Source organism: Nocardia shimofusensis NBRC 100134 (genome assembly GCF_001613125.1).
Taxonomy (GTDB): domain Bacteria; phylum Actinomycetota; class Actinomycetes; order Mycobacteriales; family Mycobacteriaceae; genus Nocardia; species Nocardia shimofusensis.
The window spans coordinates 191,118-207,228 of the sequence record NZ_BDBT01000006.1 but is presented as its reverse complement, the minus strand read 5'-3'; the positions used below and the strand labels follow the sequence as shown (position 1 = coordinate 207,228).

Annotated in this window: 16 protein-coding genes and 1 pseudogene; 12 read left to right on the top strand and 5 right to left on the bottom strand. The window is 69.6% G+C overall.

Going from position 1 to position 16,111, the window contains the following annotated elements; genetic code table 11:
- The first annotated feature begins 50 nt into the window (after positions 1-50).
- Entirely contained in the window at positions 51-1,136 is a 1,086-nt protein-coding gene (locus tag NS3_RS09170) for an MBL fold metallo-hydrolase (RefSeq protein WP_067856700.1), read from the top strand.
- Between the two features lie 343 nt (positions 1,137-1,479).
- Here the strand turns inward: NS3_RS09170 and NS3_RS09165 are convergent, their stop codons facing one another.
- Positions 1,480-1,953 (bottom strand): nitroreductase family deazaflavin-dependent oxidoreductase, encoded by a 474-nt coding sequence (locus NS3_RS09165; RefSeq protein WP_067856920.1) that lies wholly within the window; start codon positions 1,951-1,953, stop codon positions 1,480-1,482.
- A 229-nt stretch (positions 1,954-2,182) separates the two neighbouring features.
- Between NS3_RS09165 and NS3_RS09160 the strand changes: the two genes are divergently transcribed.
- Genes NS3_RS09160 through NS3_RS09140 form a run of 5 tightly spaced genes read left to right on the top strand, consistent with a single transcriptional unit; the run spans position 2,183 to position 6,076 of the window.
- Positions 2,183-2,590, top strand: a complete 408-nt coding sequence (locus NS3_RS09160) for a TOBE domain-containing protein (RefSeq protein WP_067856697.1) — start codon at positions 2,183-2,185, stop codon at positions 2,588-2,590.
- Between the two features lie 20 nt (positions 2,591-2,610).
- On the top strand, positions 2,611-3,402 hold the full coding sequence (modA, locus tag NS3_RS09155) for a molybdate ABC transporter substrate-binding protein (RefSeq protein ID WP_245649531.1): 792 nt from the start codon (positions 2,611-2,613) through the stop codon (positions 3,400-3,402).
- On the top strand, positions 3,399-4,211 hold the full coding sequence (gene modB, locus NS3_RS09150) for a molybdate ABC transporter permease subunit (RefSeq protein WP_067856694.1): 813 nt from the start codon (positions 3,399-3,401) through the stop codon (positions 4,209-4,211). The genes modA and modB overlap by 4 nt, the downstream gene beginning before the upstream one ends.
- Positions 4,201-5,307 (top strand): sulfate/molybdate ABC transporter ATP-binding protein, encoded by a 1,107-nt coding sequence (locus NS3_RS09145; RefSeq protein ID WP_245649530.1) that lies wholly within the window; start codon positions 4,201-4,203, stop codon positions 5,305-5,307. Before modB ends, NS3_RS09145 begins: the two co-directional genes overlap by 11 nt.
- 46 nt (positions 5,308-5,353) lie before the next feature.
- Positions 5,354-6,076, top strand: a complete 723-nt coding sequence (locus tag NS3_RS09140) for a dienelactone hydrolase family protein (RefSeq protein WP_067856691.1) — start codon at positions 5,354-5,356, stop codon at positions 6,074-6,076.
- A gap of 37 nt (positions 6,077-6,113) precedes the next feature.
- Here NS3_RS09140 and NS3_RS30520 read toward each other — a convergent pair.
- A pseudogene (locus NS3_RS30520) lies at positions 6,114-6,289 on the bottom strand (MBL fold metallo-hydrolase); the annotation flags it as partial.
- Positions 6,290-6,488: 199 nt separating this feature from the next.
- On the opposite strand from NS3_RS30520, the gene NS3_RS29490 reads away from it, so the two are divergent.
- The 6 genes from NS3_RS29490 to NS3_RS09115 all read left to right on the top strand — a co-directional run bounded on the left by NS3_RS29490 (position 6,489) and on the right by NS3_RS09115 (position 10,875).
- Positions 6,489-6,659 carry a DUF8730 family Cys-rich protein gene (locus tag NS3_RS29490; protein ID WP_169811620.1) on the top strand — a complete coding sequence of 57 codons (171 nt, stop codon included), beginning with the start codon at positions 6,489-6,491 and terminating at the stop codon, positions 6,657-6,659.
- Positions 6,660-6,758: 99 nt separating this feature from the next.
- The gene (locus NS3_RS09135) at positions 6,759-8,954 is read left to right on the top strand and encodes an MMPL family transporter (protein WP_084495206.1); all 2,196 of its coding nucleotides are present in this window, start codon (positions 6,759-6,761) and stop codon (positions 8,952-8,954) included.
- A gap of 90 nt (positions 8,955-9,044) precedes the next feature.
- Entirely contained in the window at positions 9,045-9,314 is a 270-nt protein-coding gene (locus tag NS3_RS09130; protein WP_067856685.1) for a metal-sensitive transcriptional regulator, read from the top strand.
- An 81-nt stretch (positions 9,315-9,395) separates the two neighbouring features.
- Positions 9,396-9,587, top strand: a complete 192-nt coding sequence (locus tag NS3_RS09125; RefSeq protein WP_067856911.1) for a YgaP family membrane protein — start codon at positions 9,396-9,398, stop codon at positions 9,585-9,587.
- A gap of 41 nt (positions 9,588-9,628) precedes the next feature.
- Entirely contained in the window at positions 9,629-10,033 is a 405-nt protein-coding gene (locus tag NS3_RS09120) for a DUF302 domain-containing protein (RefSeq protein WP_067856682.1), read from the top strand.
- Between the two features lie 68 nt (positions 10,034-10,101).
- Positions 10,102-10,875, top strand: a complete 774-nt coding sequence (locus NS3_RS09115; RefSeq protein ID WP_067856679.1) for a sulfite exporter TauE/SafE family protein — start codon at positions 10,102-10,104, stop codon at positions 10,873-10,875.
- Positions 10,876-10,885: 10 nt separating this feature from the next.
- Here NS3_RS09115 and NS3_RS09110 read toward each other — a convergent pair whose 3' ends face one another.
- The 3 genes from NS3_RS09110 to NS3_RS09100 all read right to left on the bottom strand — a co-directional run bounded on the left by NS3_RS09110 (position 10,886) and on the right by NS3_RS09100 (position 15,902).
- Positions 10,886-11,593, bottom strand: a complete 708-nt coding sequence (locus NS3_RS09110; protein WP_084495202.1) for a universal stress protein — start codon at positions 11,591-11,593, stop codon at positions 10,886-10,888.
- Between the two features lie 65 nt (positions 11,594-11,658).
- The gene (gene nhaA, locus NS3_RS09105) at positions 11,659-12,966 is read right to left on the bottom strand and encodes a Na+/H+ antiporter NhaA (RefSeq protein WP_084495200.1); all 1,308 of its coding nucleotides are present in this window, start codon (positions 12,964-12,966) and stop codon (positions 11,659-11,661) included.
- Between the two features lie 593 nt (positions 12,967-13,559).
- Positions 13,560-15,902 (bottom strand): heavy metal translocating P-type ATPase, encoded by a 2,343-nt coding sequence (locus NS3_RS09100; protein ID WP_067856676.1) that lies wholly within the window; start codon positions 15,900-15,902, stop codon positions 13,560-13,562.
- Between the last annotated feature and the right edge of the window lie 209 nt (positions 15,903-16,111).

Below are 16,111 nucleotides of genomic sequence, written 5' to 3'. Positions count from 1 at the left end.
CCTGGGCACCAGGCTTGCTCGCGAGGGATGCGGCGTGATGTGGTGCTGACGTGTGCAGTATCGATCCCCGTCATCTGATCGGACGCGTCGCCGCGCTCGGCGCCGGGCTGGTGGCCGCGCCACCGCCGTTGGCGGCTGTCGAGGCGGGCTCACCGCGCTGTGTGGCCGCGCGCACCCGGTTCTTCGGCGCCGATGTCGTCGACCAGATCACCGGCGCGGTGCGCACCGATCGGGTGGTGCTGTCGTGGGTGGGGTGCACCACCTACGCGGTCGCGATCGGCGGTGCGGTGCTGCTGCTGGACGCGTGGGTGCCGAGCCTGACCAGTTCCGGTTACGTGCCCGCCACCGTGCAGGACCTGGCCGATCTGCGCCCGGAGGCGATCTTCATCGGCCACGGCCATTTCGACCACGCCGCCGACGCGGGACCGATCGCCGCGGCGACGGGTGCGACGGTCTACGGCACCGCCGAGCACTGCGCGACGGTCCGCGCGCAGGTCCCCGGCGCCTGGTTCCCGACGGTGGGGCTGGGCGATGCCCGCACCCCGATCGGCCGTCGCGAGGACCGCACGGTCGGCCCGGTGCGCCTGACGGCGGTACGGCACCTGCATTCCGCGCGCACCCCCACCGACCCGGCCACCGCCTCACCACGCTTCTTCCCCCGCCCGGAACTGGGCCCGATCCTGCGGCATCCGCCGTCGCTGTCGGATCTGCGCCGCACCGTACCGCGCCTGTTCGACCCCGAGGGCGGGGTGCTGCTCTACCAGTTCCGTGTCCCCGGTTTCGCCCTCACCTGGCACGATTCCTCGGGCCCGCTGTGTGAGGTCGCCCCGCAGGTGCTCGATGTGCTGGCCGATCTGCCGCCCACCGATGTGCACATCGGCGCCGTGCAGGGCTACAACCAGATCAGCAACGGCCTGCGTGACCCCCGCACCTACATCGAGGCCCTGTCACCGACGGTGTTCGTGCCAGGTCACCACGACAACTGGCTCCCCGGCCTGACCGCCTCGGCCGCCACCTACGACCCGCCGCTGACCGCCGAGCTCGACCGCCTCTCTATCCCGTTGCGCCCGCAACTGCGCTCCCTGCACGACCCTCAGGACTATCTCGCCCCGCACCGGCTGACATTCTCGCTGTAGGCGGCAGGTCCGTCGACCCGAACCGCCTGAACCCGGCACATCACGCAGCGGGCCGTTCGGGTAGCGGCCTCGGTGCGGGCTCGCAGGCCGGTGAGCCGGCCGTGCCGCCAGGCGCGCTCGGCCGCGCGGGGAGATTCTCGCTCGCCGACCTCCGCGCGGACCTCGTCGGCTGCCGACGCCGACGGCGGAGTCCGGCGCGATGCTCGCCCCGAGGCCGGGGTCCGTGGCGAGGTCCGAACCGGGGCGGAGGCCGAGGCCGGGGCGGGTGCCGTCGACCGAGCCGACATCGTGGGCGTAGACAGCGCCCGTGGCGGCCGGTGGCGGCGGGCGCTGCCGCGGGCGTTCAGACGGCGGTGAGACGCACGAGCGGGTAGTGGCGGTCGGATTTGCGCTGGTACTTCTCGTAGCGCGGCTGCTCACGCACGACGCGACTCCACGCGTGGTCGCGGTCGGGGCCGTCGAGCCGGTGCGGGCGGACCGGGCGCGGTTCGCAGCCGCTGAATTCGATCGCGGCGTCGTGCGGGTTGGCCATCAGGTTCACATACCAGTCGGGATGCCGGTCGCCGCCGCCGGAGGCGATGATCAGCCAGGAGTTCTCGCCGTCGGCGAACCAGGCCAGCGGGGATTCACGATGGGCGCCGCTGCGGCGGCCGGTGGTGTGCAGGATGAGCACGTCCATGCCCATCATCCGTCCCCCCTTACGCCGGATACGGGTCACCGTGCGGGCGTTGGTCGTTCGCTGGAACCACAGCGACAGCCGTCGCAACGGTCCGGCCGCCCGCTCGTCACCGCTTGTCGTCCGCTGTTCTCCGGCCATGTCCGGCCACCTCCGGTTCGTGTCGTGTGAGTTCGTCCATCGGTCCGGGTCGTCGATCGGTGACCACATACCCGACCTCTCGACGATCACGCTAGAAGCGGCGAGCAGGGGAAGCTTCTCGATTCCTGACCGGTCCATCGCGTGTCGAGGTGCCGCTACAAACGCTGCCGACGGGATACCCGCATCTATCGGGCGCACGATCCGTGGATGCGGGAATATACTGCCGATCATGTCGAATCTGCGGATCAGCGAGGTGGCCGAGCTCGTCGGGGTCAGCGATGACACCGTGCGCCGCTGGATCGACCAGGGCCGTCTGGCGGCGATTCAGCTCGACTCCGGCCGCAAAGGTGTCAGCGGCCGCGATCTGGCCGAGTTCCTGCGCACGCACACCGAGGCTCCGGCGGTGGGCGCGACGGTGGCGGCCTCGGCGCGCAATCGGATGCGCGGGATCGTGACCCGGGTGGTCAAGGACACGGTGATGGCACAGGTGGAGATGCAGGCCGGGCCGTTTCGGCTGGTGTCACTGCTCAGCCGCGAGTCGGTGGACGAACTCGGGCTGGAGGTCGGCAGCGTCGCGGTGGCATCGGTGAAATCCACGCATGTCGTGGTGGAGATTCCCGAAGGGCTGCGAGGGTGAGGAATTCGGGAACGAGGGCTGTGGGGACGAAGACGACGCGCGGCGCGCATCCGGCGATCGCGGCAGTGCTGGCTGGTGCGGTCCTGGTCGGCTGCGGCTCCGAGGGCAGCACCGGATCCGGTGCCGGCTCGACGGTGTCGGGCACGGTGACGGTGTTCGCGGCGGCGTCGCTGACGGAGGTGTTCACCGAGCTGGGGCAGCGGTTCGAAGCCGCCAACCCCGGCGTGGACGTGGTGTTCGGGTTCGCGGGCAGCTCCGCGCTGGCCCAGCAGATCACGCAGGGCGCTCCCGCGGATGTGTTCACCTCGGCGGCCGAGAAGAACATGCAGCAGGTCCGCGACAGCGGGGAGGTCACCGCCGAACCGGTCGCCCTCGTGCGCAACCGTCTCGAAATCGCCGTTCCGCGGGGTAATCCGGGCGGCGTCACCGGTCTGCCCGATTTCGCCGAGCCGGGCAACACGATCGCGTTGTGCGCCGAGCAGGTGCCCTGCGGTGCGGCCGCGGCGACGGTGTTCCGAGCCGCGGGCATCACCCCCTCGCCCGACACCCGCGAGCAGGATGTGAAGGCGGCTCTGACCAAAGTCACCCTCGGTGAGGTCGACGCGGCACTGGTGTATCGCACCGACGTGCTGTCGGCGGGGGAGAAGGTCGAAGGCATCGACTTCCCCGAATCCGCGGCGGCCGTCAACGACTACCCGATCGCCCCGCTGGCCGAGGCGCCGAATCCGGCCACGGCAACGGCATTCGTCGCCTTCGTGACCTCCGAGCAGGCCGAACCGGTCTTCACCGCCGCGGGATTCGACCTCCCATGACCACTGCGGCGCGACGACGGGCGGCGCGCGGGCGGCGCCCGCTGATACTGATGCTGCCCGCGGTGTGCGGACTGGCGTTCCTGCTGATCCCGCTGATCGGGTTGTTCTCGCGCGCCCCGTGGACGACGGTGCCGAGCCGGTTGTTCAGCGCCGACGTCGGCCAGGCGCTGCGGCTTTCGCTGATCTGCGCGAGTACGGCCACGGTGATCTGCCTGGTGCTGGGGATTCCGCTGGCGTGGTTGCTGGCGCGCGCGCAGTTGCCGGGGCGCGGGCTGATCCGCGCCCTGGTCACGGTGCCGCTGGTCTTGCCGCCGGTGGTCGGCGGTGTGGCGCTGCTGCTGGCCTTGGGCAGGCGCGGATTCATCGGCCGCTATCTCGACGAGTGGTTCGGGGTGTCGCTGCCGTTCACCACCGCCGGGGTGATCGTCGCCGAGGCGTTCGTGGCCATGCCGTTCCTGGTGATCTCGGTCGAAGGCGCGCTGCGGGCCGCCGATCCCCGGTTCGAGGAAGCCGCCGCGACGCTGGGGGCCGGCCGTTGGTATGCCTTCCGCCGGGTGACGCTGCCCTCGGTCATGCCGGGGGTGATCGCGGGCGCGGTGTTGTGCTGGGCACGCGCGCTCGGCGAGTTCGGGGCGACCATCACCTTCGCGGGCAATTTCCCGGGCAAGACCACGACCATGCCCTTGGCGGTCTACCTCGCCCTCGAGTCCGATCCCGAGGCCGCGATCGTGTTGAGCCTGGTACTGCTGCTGGTGTCGGTCGCGGTGCTCGTCGCGCTGCGGGAACGCTGGATCCGGGGTGCGGTATGACCTCGAGGCGCGATACCTCGGCCGGGTGCGCACGCGGGGGCGCACGATGACCTTGACCGCACGATTGCAGGTGACCAGGGGCGAATTCGTGCTCGACCTGCCGCTCCGGGTGCACGCCGGTGAGGTGGTGGCCCTGCTCGGACCGAACGGCGCGGGCAAATCCAGCGCGCTGCGGGCGTTGGCCGGGCTGCTCGCGCTCACCGACGGACACATCCGCCTCGACGAGCACACCTGGGACGCGCCGCCGTCGGTGTTCGTGGCGGCCGAGCAGCGCCGGGTGGGCGTCGTCTTCCAGGACTATCTCCTCTTCGGACACCTGTCGGCGCTGGACAATGTCGCGTTCGGGCTGAGAGCGCGCGGCATGCGCCGCGCCCCGGCGCGCGCCCGCGCGCAGGAGTGGCTGACCCGCGTCGGCCTGACCGGGATCGCCGATCGCCGACCGGGCGAGCTCTCGGGCGGTCAGGCGCAACGGGTCGCGCTCGCCCGCGCCCTGGTCACCGATCCGCGGCTGTTGTTGCTAGACGAACCGCTCGCCGCGCTCGATGCCGCGACCCGACTGCAGGTGCGCACCGATCTGGGACGTCATCTGCGCGACTACCCCGGTCACACGGTGCTGGTGACCCACGATCCGCTCGATGCCATGATCCTGGCCGACCGGCTGATCATCGTGGAGAACGGCCGGATCGTGCAGCAGGGCGCTCCGGCCGAGGTCGCCGCCCGCCCCCGGTCGGATTACGTCGCCGACCTGATGGGGCTGAACCTGTATCGCGGTGTCGCCCGGGGCACCGTGGTCGATCTCGACGACGGCGGCCGCCTCATCCTCGCCGAGCCCGCCGACGGCCCGGTGTTCGTCACCTTCGCCCCGCACGCGGTCGGCCTGCATCCGCAACGCCCGACCGGCAGCCCCCGCAACAGCTGGCCGGTGACCGTCACCGGCATCGAGCAGCACGCCCACACCACCCGGGTGCGTCTCGACGGGACGCCCTCGGTCCTGGCCGACATCACCCCGGCCACCGTCGCCGAGTTGCGTCTGCGTCCGGGGCTGGAGATCTGGGCGGCGGTCAAGGCCACCGAAACCCGCTCGTACGCTGCCTGATCCACGGTGGTGCGCGCCGATGCGGCGTCGCCTACATTCGATTGCCATGCAGACCATCGACCTGCCCGCCCCCGACGGTGCGATCGAAGCCGTTCTCGCCCGCCCCGACGGCGAGGGCCCCTGGCCGGGGGTGGTGATCGTCCACGACGCCACCGACTTCGGCGCCGACGTGCGCAAGCACGTCACCATGCTCGCCGAGCACGGCTACCTGGCCATCGCGCCGAACCTGTTCTCGCGCGGGAAGGCGCGCTGCATGCGTTCGGTGATGCGTGCGCTGTGGTTCACCGGCGGGCGCAACGACGCCGAGGCGACCCCGGTGCGCGATATTCTCGCCACCCGCGACCATCTGCTGGCCGACCCGCGGTGCACCGGTCGCACCGCCGTCGTCGGTTTCTGCATGGGCGGCGGATTCGCCCTGCTCACCGCACCACACGGTTTCGATGCCGCGGCCCCCTTCTACCCGGGCCTCTACGGTGACTTCCGTTCCCTGCTCGACGGCGCCTGCCCGATCGTCGCCAGTTACGCGGGACTGGATCCCTCGCTCATCGGCGGCGCGGCCAAGCTGCGGCGCTCCCTGGTCGACCTCGGCGTCCCGCACGACATCAAGACCTACCCGCGCGTCACCCACGGTTTCGCCAACACCTTCGGCGCCGAGCCGCTGCTGCGCGTCACCGGCCTGGGCTACAACGAGGCCGCCACCGCCGACGCGTGGCAGCGCATCTTCGCCTTCTTCGACCAGCACCTCACCGAACAGCCCGCCGGCGATTGATCGGCGCGGGGAGGGGCCGCCGGATTCAGGCTGTCGCGTCGCGGTCGACATCCGAGTAGCCGACACCTCGTCGGAGCCGATCGCGACCGCCGCGGCGCGGCCTGCTGCGTTTCGCCGGGGTAGGTGATCAGCACGATCCGGTCTCCGGTCTCGGCGACCATGTCGCCGGTCTCGGCGAAGTGGGCTGTTCACCGACCCGCGCAGGTGTGCGGCGGGGCTCACGATCGCCTGCGGGTGGACAGATTGCGAGATACCCCCTAGGGTATGCACGGTACCCCCTGGGGTATACCGTGCTGGGCGGACTTACGGACTGCCAGGGGCCGATTCGTCCCCGTGTGAGCACTCGCACTTCGACTGAATATACCCCCATGGGTATATTCAGAACCTGAATCCGAACCCGAAGGAGAATCCCGTGTGCTATCCCGTCACCTGCTCCACCTGCAAGAAGACGACCTGGGGCGGTTGCGGGTCGCACGTCGACAGCGTCATGCGCAACGTGCCCGCGTCCCGTCGCTGCGAGTGCCGCAAGGGCTCGGCGACCGCGACCGGCTCCGGATTCTTCAGCCGCCTCTTCGGCCGCTGATCCACTGACCGATGACCGCCCGCGGGCGGTCCCCATACCGAATTCCCAGGGCGCACTGCGCCCTTCTATATACCCCCACCCGTATCAGGAGGGCTCGTAATGAGCAGCAAGAACGCCGTCGCCGACGATAAGCCGCCAGCGACGACACCGCCGGGAGCTGCCCCGCCGGGAGCTGCCCCGCCGACGACGCAGACCGGCGCGCTGGCTCGCATGGGCGCGATGATGTCCTCGCACGCGAAGTGGGTCTTCGGCGTGTGGCTGATCGCTCTGGTCGCACTAGGGGCCGCGGCGCCGACCGTGTTCAGTTCGCTGGCAGGCGCGGGCTGGCAGGCCAACGGCTCGGAATCGGTGCGCGTCCGCGAGCTGGCCCAGCAGCACTTCGGCGGGAACTCCTCGGCCGCGGTGCAGGTGGTCGTGCACTCCGATGCCGAGCAGGTCTCCGATCCCGCGGTGCAGCAGGTGCTGACCGAGGCCACCGCCATCTTCCGCGGCGACGACCGATTCGGTGAGGTGATCGCTCCCCAGCCCGGGATGTCGATCAGCCCCGACGGTCACACCGGGATCCTGATCGCCGGCGCGAACGCGAGCACCGACGACATGGTCAAGGCCGTCGACGAGCTCAAAGACGAGCTGACAGCGCTGTCGACCGACAGCATCGAGGTCTATCCCACCGGCGCGTCGGCGCTGTGGAGCGACTTCAACAAGGCCAATCACGACGCGATGATCAAAGCGGAGATGATGTCCTGGCCGGTGACGTTGGCGATCATGGTGCTCGCCTTCGGCTCACTGGTCGCCGCGGGCCTGCCGCTGCTGCTGACTCTGGCCGGCCTGGTCGCCTCGGCGGGCGGCTTGGTGCTGCTCAATCAGATCACCCCGATCTCGGTGTGGGCGATGAACTTCGCGATGATGTTCGCCCTCGCGCTCGGCATCGACTACGCCCTGTTCATCGTCGCGCGCTTCCGTGACGCCCTGCGCAAGACCGGCGATCCCCGCGCCGCGGTCGCCGAGACCATGGACACCGCGGGCAAGGCGGTCGTGCTGTCGGGCCTGACGGTGCTGGTGAGCCTGTCCGCCGTGCTTCTCGTTCCCGCTCCCGCGGTGCGCACCATGGCGGTCGGCATCATGCTCGCCGTCGTGTTCGTCCTGGCCGCCACCTTGACCCTGCTTCCGGCGGTGCTGGGCAAGCTCGGATCGAAGGTCAACGCCGGTTCGCTGCCCTACGCCAAGCGGCAGGTGCATCGGTCTCCGCGGTTCGAGGCCTGGGGCAACCTGCTGCACAAGCACCCGTGGCCTTTCGCCATCGGCTCGATGCTGGTGCTGGTCGCGCTGTCGATTCCCGTGCTGGGACTCAAGGTCGCCATGCCCTCGATCCAGGTCGTGCCGACCGACGCCCCCGTTCGCCAGGGCTATGAACTGGTCCAGGCCCAGATGGGGGAGGGCGCGCCGGGCATGCTCCAGATCGTCGCCCCCGCCGCCGAGGCTCAGGCCAGCGCGACGGCCGCGCAGGCGACACCGGGGATCGTCATGGTCACCCCACCGATGCCGGCCATGGATGATTCCGGGTACGTGATGCTGCAGGCGATCCCGGAGGTCGACCCCTCCGACGAGGCCATGGGCGGGATTCTCGACCGGCTGCGCGCGGATCTGCCCTCGGATGCTCTCGTCGGCGGCGCGCCCGCGGAGAATCTGGACCTGCAGCAGGCCCTGAACGATTACCTGCCGGTGATCATCGGCGTCATCCTGGCGCTGGGTTTCGTACTGCTGCTGGTCGCGCTGCAGGCGCCGCTGATCGCGGTGCTGGGCACCGTGGTGAGCTTGCTGTCGACCGCCGCGGCGTTCGGCGTGGCCAAGCTGATCTTCCAGGACGGGCACGGCGCGAGCCTGCTCGGCTTCACCCCGCAGGGCTTCCTGGACGGCTGGGGTCCGGTGTTCTTCTTCGCGATGATCTTCGCCATCGCGATGGACTACACGGTGTTCCTGCTCTCGACGGCCAAGGAGCACTACGATGAATCCGGTGACCCGGATGTGGCACATGTGATGGGGCTCGCGCACTCGGGCCGCGTGATCGCCGCGGCCGCGGCGGTGATGGTGGCGGTGTTCTTCACCTTCGCCCTGGCCGATCCGCTGCCGCCCAAGGAGATGGGCATCATCCTGGGCGTCGCGGTGCTGCTCGACGCGGTGTTCATCCGGCTCATGCTCCTGCCGGTGCTGCTGCGACTGACCGGCCATGCCGCCTGGTGGTCGCCCGCCTGGCTGCGCCGGGCGCTGCCGAGCATCCGCTTCTCCCACGGCTGATGCGACAGGGGGTATGCATGGCGGATCTCACCCCGCCGTGCATACCCCCTGGGGTATAGTGGGGGAAGGTACACCCGAAAGGAAATCGTCATGGTCGGAAACGATGAGAGCATCGCTCTGGTGCTCAACAGACTGCGCCGCGCCCACGGACAGCTCGCCGGGGTGATCTCGATGATCGAGAACGGCCGCGACTGCAAGGACGTGGTCACCCAACTGGCCGCGGTCTCGCGCGCACTGGACAAGGCCGGATTCAAAATCGTAGCCAGCGGCCTGCGCGAATGCCTGACCGGGGAGGTCGAAAACGGCAAGGAACCCCTCAGCGAAGACGAGCTGGAAAAGCTCTTCCTCGCACTCGCCTGACACATCCGCAACACAAGGGAGAATCCCGTGAACAGCCTTCCCCGCCACCACGGCTGGACCGTCGAGCGCGTCGTGCCACTGATGGCAGGAGTGATGGTACTGCTGAGCGTGGCACTGACCGTGGCCTTCACGCCGTGGTGGCTGCTGCTCACCGGGTTCGTGGGCGCCAATCTGGTCTTCTACTCGGCGGCCGGATGGTGCCCCGCGAGCCTGATCATGGAGAAGGTCGGGCTCGAGCGCGTCAGCTGCCGTATCCCGGCAACCCAGGAATGAACACCCCAGAAGGTATCGACCGACCAGACGGAGGCACACCGATGAACCTGGCACTGTCCACCACCCTGCGGACATCGTTCGACGACGCCGTCAGCCGCACCCGCGCGGCACTGCAGGAACAAGGATTCGGCGTCCTCACCGAGATCGACATGCAGGCCACCCTGAAAGCCAAGATCGGCGCCGACATGGAGCGCTATCTCATCCTCGGCGCCTGCAATCCGCCGCTCGCGCACCGCGCCGTGGAGGCCAACCGCCAGATCGGCCTGCTGCTGCCCTGCAACGTGATCGTGCGCGAAGCACCCTCCGGCGACGGCGCCGTCCTGGTGGAGGCGATGAACCCGCAGGTGATGGTGCAGGTCACCGATCAAGCAGAACTCGAGGGCGTCGCCGAGGACGCCGGTCGACGCCTGCAGGCCGCGATCGACGCCCTGGCCGCCGGAAACTGATCCCCGGGCGATTCGCCCCCGCCGAGCACCGATGACCCCGCAGCACCCTCACACCCCAGGAGACACCCATGACGATCCTCGTCGCCGTGGTGCTGGGTGCTGTCATCGGAATCCTGCTCGGCCTGCTCGGCGGCGGCGGATCGATCCTGGCCGTGCCCGCGCTCGTCTACGGCCTCGGCATCCCGCTCGGACAAGCTGTCCCGATGTCGCTGATCGTGGTCGGCATCGCCTCGCTGTTCGGCGCCATCCCGAAAATCCGCACAGGACAGGTCCAGTGGCGCGTCGCGGGCGTGTTCGCCGTCGCCGGACTGCTCGCCGCGTTCGCGGGCAGCGCGGTGAACCGGCTCCTGCCTCCGGCGCTGACCCTCGCGGGCTTCGCCATCGTGATGATCGCGGCCGGAATCCGCATGCTGTCGAAATCCGAATCCGTCGGCACCGCCTGCCGTGTCGAGGGTTCCACCGTCAACTGGCGCCGATGCACCTCCCGCGCCGTTCCCGCCGGCCTCGGCGTCGGATTCCTGACCGGACTCTTCGGCGTCGGCGGCGGGTTCCTCATCATCCCCGCGCTGGTGCTGCTGCTGGGCATCGAGATGTCGGTAGCTGTCGGCACTTCGCTGGTGATCGTCACCGCCAACTCCGGATCCGGGCTGCTGGCCTACCTCGGCAACCTCGACCTGGACTGGGTGCTCGTCGCGGTGTTCACCGCGACCGCCATCGGCGGATCACTCGTCGCGGGCCACTTCGGCAAGAAGGCCGACACCCGCCGACTACAGACGTGGTTCGCCTACCTGATCTTCGCGGTGGCGGCCTTCGTCCTCGTCGAAGTGATCTTCCTGCGCTGACGTCCTCTCGTCACGGCTCTTCCTCTGTCCGCGCCGAACCCGTCGGCAGGTACTCGAACCGCACCGACGAGGCCGCCACATCCAAGGGCCCGGAAGCGGAATCCGACGAGCCGACAACCAGGACAGGAACATCGCAGTGTGCGGTGAGGTATTCGGTGACGCTGCCGAGCATCCGGGTCGACATGCCGCGGCCACGTTTCCCGACCACCACCACATCGGCGCGTTGGTCCTCGGCGAACCAACGCAGGCACTGCCCCGGCGGCCCGGCCAGAATCGCATAGCCGACCGGCGCCTCCTGCACCGCCGCAGCCACCTCGGCCAGCTTCTGCTTCGCTGTGTGCAGCACGGCCGAATCGGGATCGGTCTCATCGTCGTAGGACACCACGGCGACCAGTTCGAGCACGCCCTTGCCGGAGCCGAACAAGCTCAGCGCGGCTTGCAGAGCATGCTGAGCTTGGGCGGAGCCGTCGTATCCGACCATCACACGCAGCTCACCCGCGTCGCTGGTGGCGGCTTCCCATCTGCCGACCGGCTTCGCCTCCACAGAGCGTGGACCGCGTTCGGCTCGCTCGTAGGCGATGGGCACGAACAACGGCCCGAGGATGACCGCGATGAGCGTCCAGCGAACATCGTGTCCCCGCCGGGCCATCCACAGGCCGGTCGCCAGCCCGATCAGCACCCACACGACGACGAAGACTGTCAGAACGGTCCAGTTCACGATCTTCTCCTCGACATGGTCGGCAGAGTGACGTGCCAGGTGGTGGTTTCGGTGCCACTAGGGCATCACCGCTTCTGGTAGACATCCGGGATCCCGTCTCCGTCGGCGTCGATCTGTTCCAGCGCGGCGATCGTGCGGTAGGCGCGGTTACGGACGGTGAGCACCACCGAGGCGAGCAGGGCGCTGAGCAGCGAGCCGCACAGGACGGCGACCTTGACGTGGTCCGCGGCGACGGTGCCGGCGCCGAAGGCGAGATCGCCGATCAGCAGCGACACCGTGAAGCCGATGCCGCCGAGCAGCGAAACACCGAGGACGTCGAGCCAGCTGAGCTCGTCGTCGAGGTGGGCGCGGGTGAACCGGGCCATCAGGTAGCTGACCCCGAAGATGCCGGCGACCTTGCCGAGCACCAACCCGGCGATCACGCCCGCGGAGATCGGGTCGGTGAGGGCGTCGGTCAGCCCGGTGAGCCCGCCGACCGTGACGCCTGCGGCGAAGAACGCGAACACCGGGACCGCGACTCCCGCGGAGATCGGCCGGATCAGGTGTTCGATCTGCTCGGCGACGGCGATCTCCTTCCCACCGACCATCTGCGATACCGGGACCATGAACCCGAGCAGCACACCGGCGATGGTGGCGTGCACCCCTGATTCGTGCACCAGCCACCAGGTGAGGGCCGCCGCGGGCAGCAGCACCGGCAGCAGCAGCCACCACCGCGCGCCCGCGCCACGACGCAGCGCGACACCGAACGCCACCAGCGGAAGCAACGCCGCGCCCAGGTAGAGCAGGTTCACCTCATCGGTGTAGAACACGGCGATCACCGTCACCGCGAGCAGGTCGTCGACCACAGCGAGGGTGAGCAGAAAGGTCCGCAGCGCCGAGGGCAACCGGCTGCCGATCACGGCGAGGATCGCCACCGCGAAGGCGATGTCGGTCGCCGTCGGAATCGCCCACCCGTTCAACGCCTCGGCACCGCCGCGCAGATTGATCGCCACGAAGATCAGCGCCGGGACCACCATGCCACCGAGTGCGGCGGTGATAGGCATCGCCGCGCGACGCAGATCCCGCAGACTGCCTTCGACGAATTCACGTTTGAGCTCGACACCGACGACGAAGAAGAACACCGCGAGCAACCCGTCGGCGGCCCATGTCCCCAGGCTCAGGTCCAGATGCAGCGCCGCCGGACCGACAGTGGTGTCGCGCAATGCCAGGTAGGAATCGGCCCAGGCGGTGTTGGCCCAGATCAACGCGGCCAGGGCGCCGATCAGCAGCAACACACCGCCGACGGTTTCCTTACGCAGGATCTCGGCTACGCGACGAGATTCCTGCCACGAACCGCGAGACAGGAAGGGGGGACCGGAAGACGTACTCGACAACACAAATCCTCGGAGGTCGGCGGGGAGGGGACGAGGTCGCGGTGATCGCAGTAACCCGCCGCGCTTCTCGGCACTGGGCGGGCGATCACCGCTGCGGGGCAACACGCACGGCGTCGCGCCGACTACGGGACGTGATCAACGGGAGCGCGAGACAGGTCCTCCGCCGAAGAATCGGTCCCTACAGAATCGGTGACTGCAGAATCGGTCACTGCGTCGATCGACGATCGCTACCGGCCGGGCAGACGGGGACAGAGCCAAAGAGTGCGGACACAGGGGCCTCCGGTTCGACAACAAGATCACATTTTTGCCGACCAGACTTCCCGGCGCACCTTCTGCGACCCTACCGCACTCGATCTTGCGGCCGTACTCCGACGCTGCCGCCGACATCCACCACGCGCCCGCACGCGCCGACATCGAGACCGCGGTGCTGATCCCGGCGCGCACGCTGTCCGAAGCCGCCAAGACGCTCGGCGACCAGCGACCCGCTTCGTGTCGGCGTGCCGCCTCACCCGATTCGGTCCCACCCGTTCGACAACGGTCTCCGCTCGACCACGGCCATGCACCGGCGGACCCGCCCTCCACGCACCCGGTGGCTAGCCGGTACCTCCGCCCTCGGGCGCCAGGGTGAAATAGTTCTCTTCCTCCTGTACGAAGTGCAGCTTGAGCAGCGCATACAGCCCGTACAGGGCGGCGAGCAAGTCGTCACATTGGTCGGCCCGCAGGCCGCCCGCCTCATCGGCCTGCGCGAGGTGCGCGCGCAGCCGACGGCTGAGCCGATCGATCTCGGCGTGCATGCGGCTCATCGTCGCGGTTGCCTCCCCACCGCCGAGCGGCGCCGCCAGGGCGGGGTACAGCTCACTGTCCTCGGCGCGTTCGTGCGGCAACAGCGTGTCGAACAAGAACGCGTCGGCGCGGCGCAGTGCCGCATGAGCGGCGACGAGGTCACCGGAGCTGAGCAACTGGGCGGCCTCGCGCAGCAGCGACAACTCATCGCGCAGCTCGTCGTGTTCGGCGGAGAACCTGTGCAGCATCGTCTCGGTGTCTTCGGGCAGGTTCAGCTCGCGCGCTCGGTCACCGCGCAGCGCACGCAGGGCGTTGAGAATGACCGCGACATCGATGCCCTCCTGCAGCAGTGCGCCCGCCGCCGGAGGCAGATATCCGAACGCGGCGAACCCCATCGCGATCAGCGACAGCCCCATGCCGACAGTGGCGCTCTGCACGGCGATGCGGCGTGAGCGGCGCGCGATCTCCATCGCGTCGGCGAGCGGGTCGAGCCGGTCGCTGGTGAGCACGATGTCCGCGCTCTCCGAACTCGCCGTCGAACCGCGGGCGCCCATGGCGACACCGACAGTCGCGGCGGCGAGCGCGGGCGCGTCGTTCACACCGTCGCCGACCATCACCGTCACCGCCGACTCCCGCTCGGCGCGCACACCGGCGACCTTGTCGGCCGGGGACTGCTCGGCGTACACCCTGTCCAGACCGAGGACGGAGCCGATCTCCTCGGCAGGCTCGCGCCGGTCACCGGTGAGCATGACCAGCCGGTTCAGTCCCGCCGAGCGCAGCCGCCGCAGGGTGCGGGAGGCGTCGCGCCGCAACGGATCCACGAACAGCAGCGCGCCCGCGAGATCGCCACCCACCGTGATCCACGCGATCACGGCGCCGTCGAGGGCGGCACGATTATGCACCGCCCGAGCCCATCCCGGAGCGTCGGTGGGCAGGGTGAGGGTGCCGACGGTGATCCGGCGGCCGTCGACGGTGGCGGCCACACCGGAACCGGCCTGCTCGTCGACGTCGGTGGGCATCGACAGGGCCAGCCCCCGGATCTTCGCCTCCTGCACGATCGCCTCGGCGAGCACGTGTGGGGAGAGTTGATCCGCGGAAGCGGCCAGCCGCAACACTTCGGCGGCGTCGCCGCCGGGGGCGGTGACGATGTCCGCGCTGGTGGGACGACCGCTGGTGAGCGTGCCGGTCTTGTCCATCACCAGCGTTGTCGCGTGCCCGAGGTTCTCGAGCGCGCCGCCGCTGCGGATCACCACCCCCAGGCGCGAAGCCCGAGACAGTCCCGAGACGATCGCGACGGGCGCCGCGAGCAGCAAGGGGCATGGGGTGGCGACCACGAGTACGGCGACGGCACGGGTGGCCGAGCCGCTCAGCAGCCACGCGAGCCCGGCCATGACCAGCGCCACGGGCAGAAACCAGGCGGCGACCCGGTCGGCGATCCGCACCACCGGGGCGCTCTCGGCAGCGGCCTCGCGGGCCAGGCGCACGATACCGGCGTAGGTACTGTCCTCGGCGGTGGCGCGCGCCTGCATCTCGAACGCTCCGCCGGCGTTGACGACGCCGCTGCGCATCGCCTCCCCGGTCCGGCGCTGCACATGCATCGGCTCGCCGGTGAGCACGGATTCGTCGAGTACCGCCAGTTCGGAGGTGAGCCAGCCGTCGACGGGGACCACCTCGCCCGGCCCGACGGCCAAGGTGTCGCCGGGAGCGACCTCGGCCAGCGGCACCACTTCCAACTCGTCGCCGACTCGGCGGCGGGCTGTGCGCGGAGCGTGCTCGAGCAGGGACCGCAGATCCTTGGTGGCGCGGCGTTCCGCGGCCGCGTCGAGCGCCTGCCCGGAGGCCAACATGACACCGATCAGCGCACCGGCGACATACTCGCCGACCAGCAATGTGCCCACCAGGGAGAGCACCGCGATCAGGTCGACCCCGATCCGGCCGCGGCGCAGCGCGTCGATCACCCACCATACGGCCGGCGCGATGGCGACTACAGTCCCAGCGATCCACCAGGCATCGGCGACGTCACGAGCATCCGCCAGCCACGCGACACCACCGGCTGCCAGGGCGGTCACGCTGGCGATCAGGAAAACCAACTGGCCTCGAGAGCGTATGCGCTCATGCCACGGTGCCTTCGGCGCCGACGGCGCATCGGTCATGGCGCCGCTCCCTCACTTCGTCTCCGGCGAAATCGGACTGCTCTCGTCATTCTCGAGGCTACCGGGATTTCGTGAGGCGGTCGGTTCCGCCGGTCGGACAAGTGGCCTGGTGGATGATCCGCTTCGACGCGCGCACCGTCGGCGGCGCGTTCAGCGCGATGGGCTCGGCCGGCTCCGGTATCTTCGCGACTGCTGTCGCCACGAGCCCG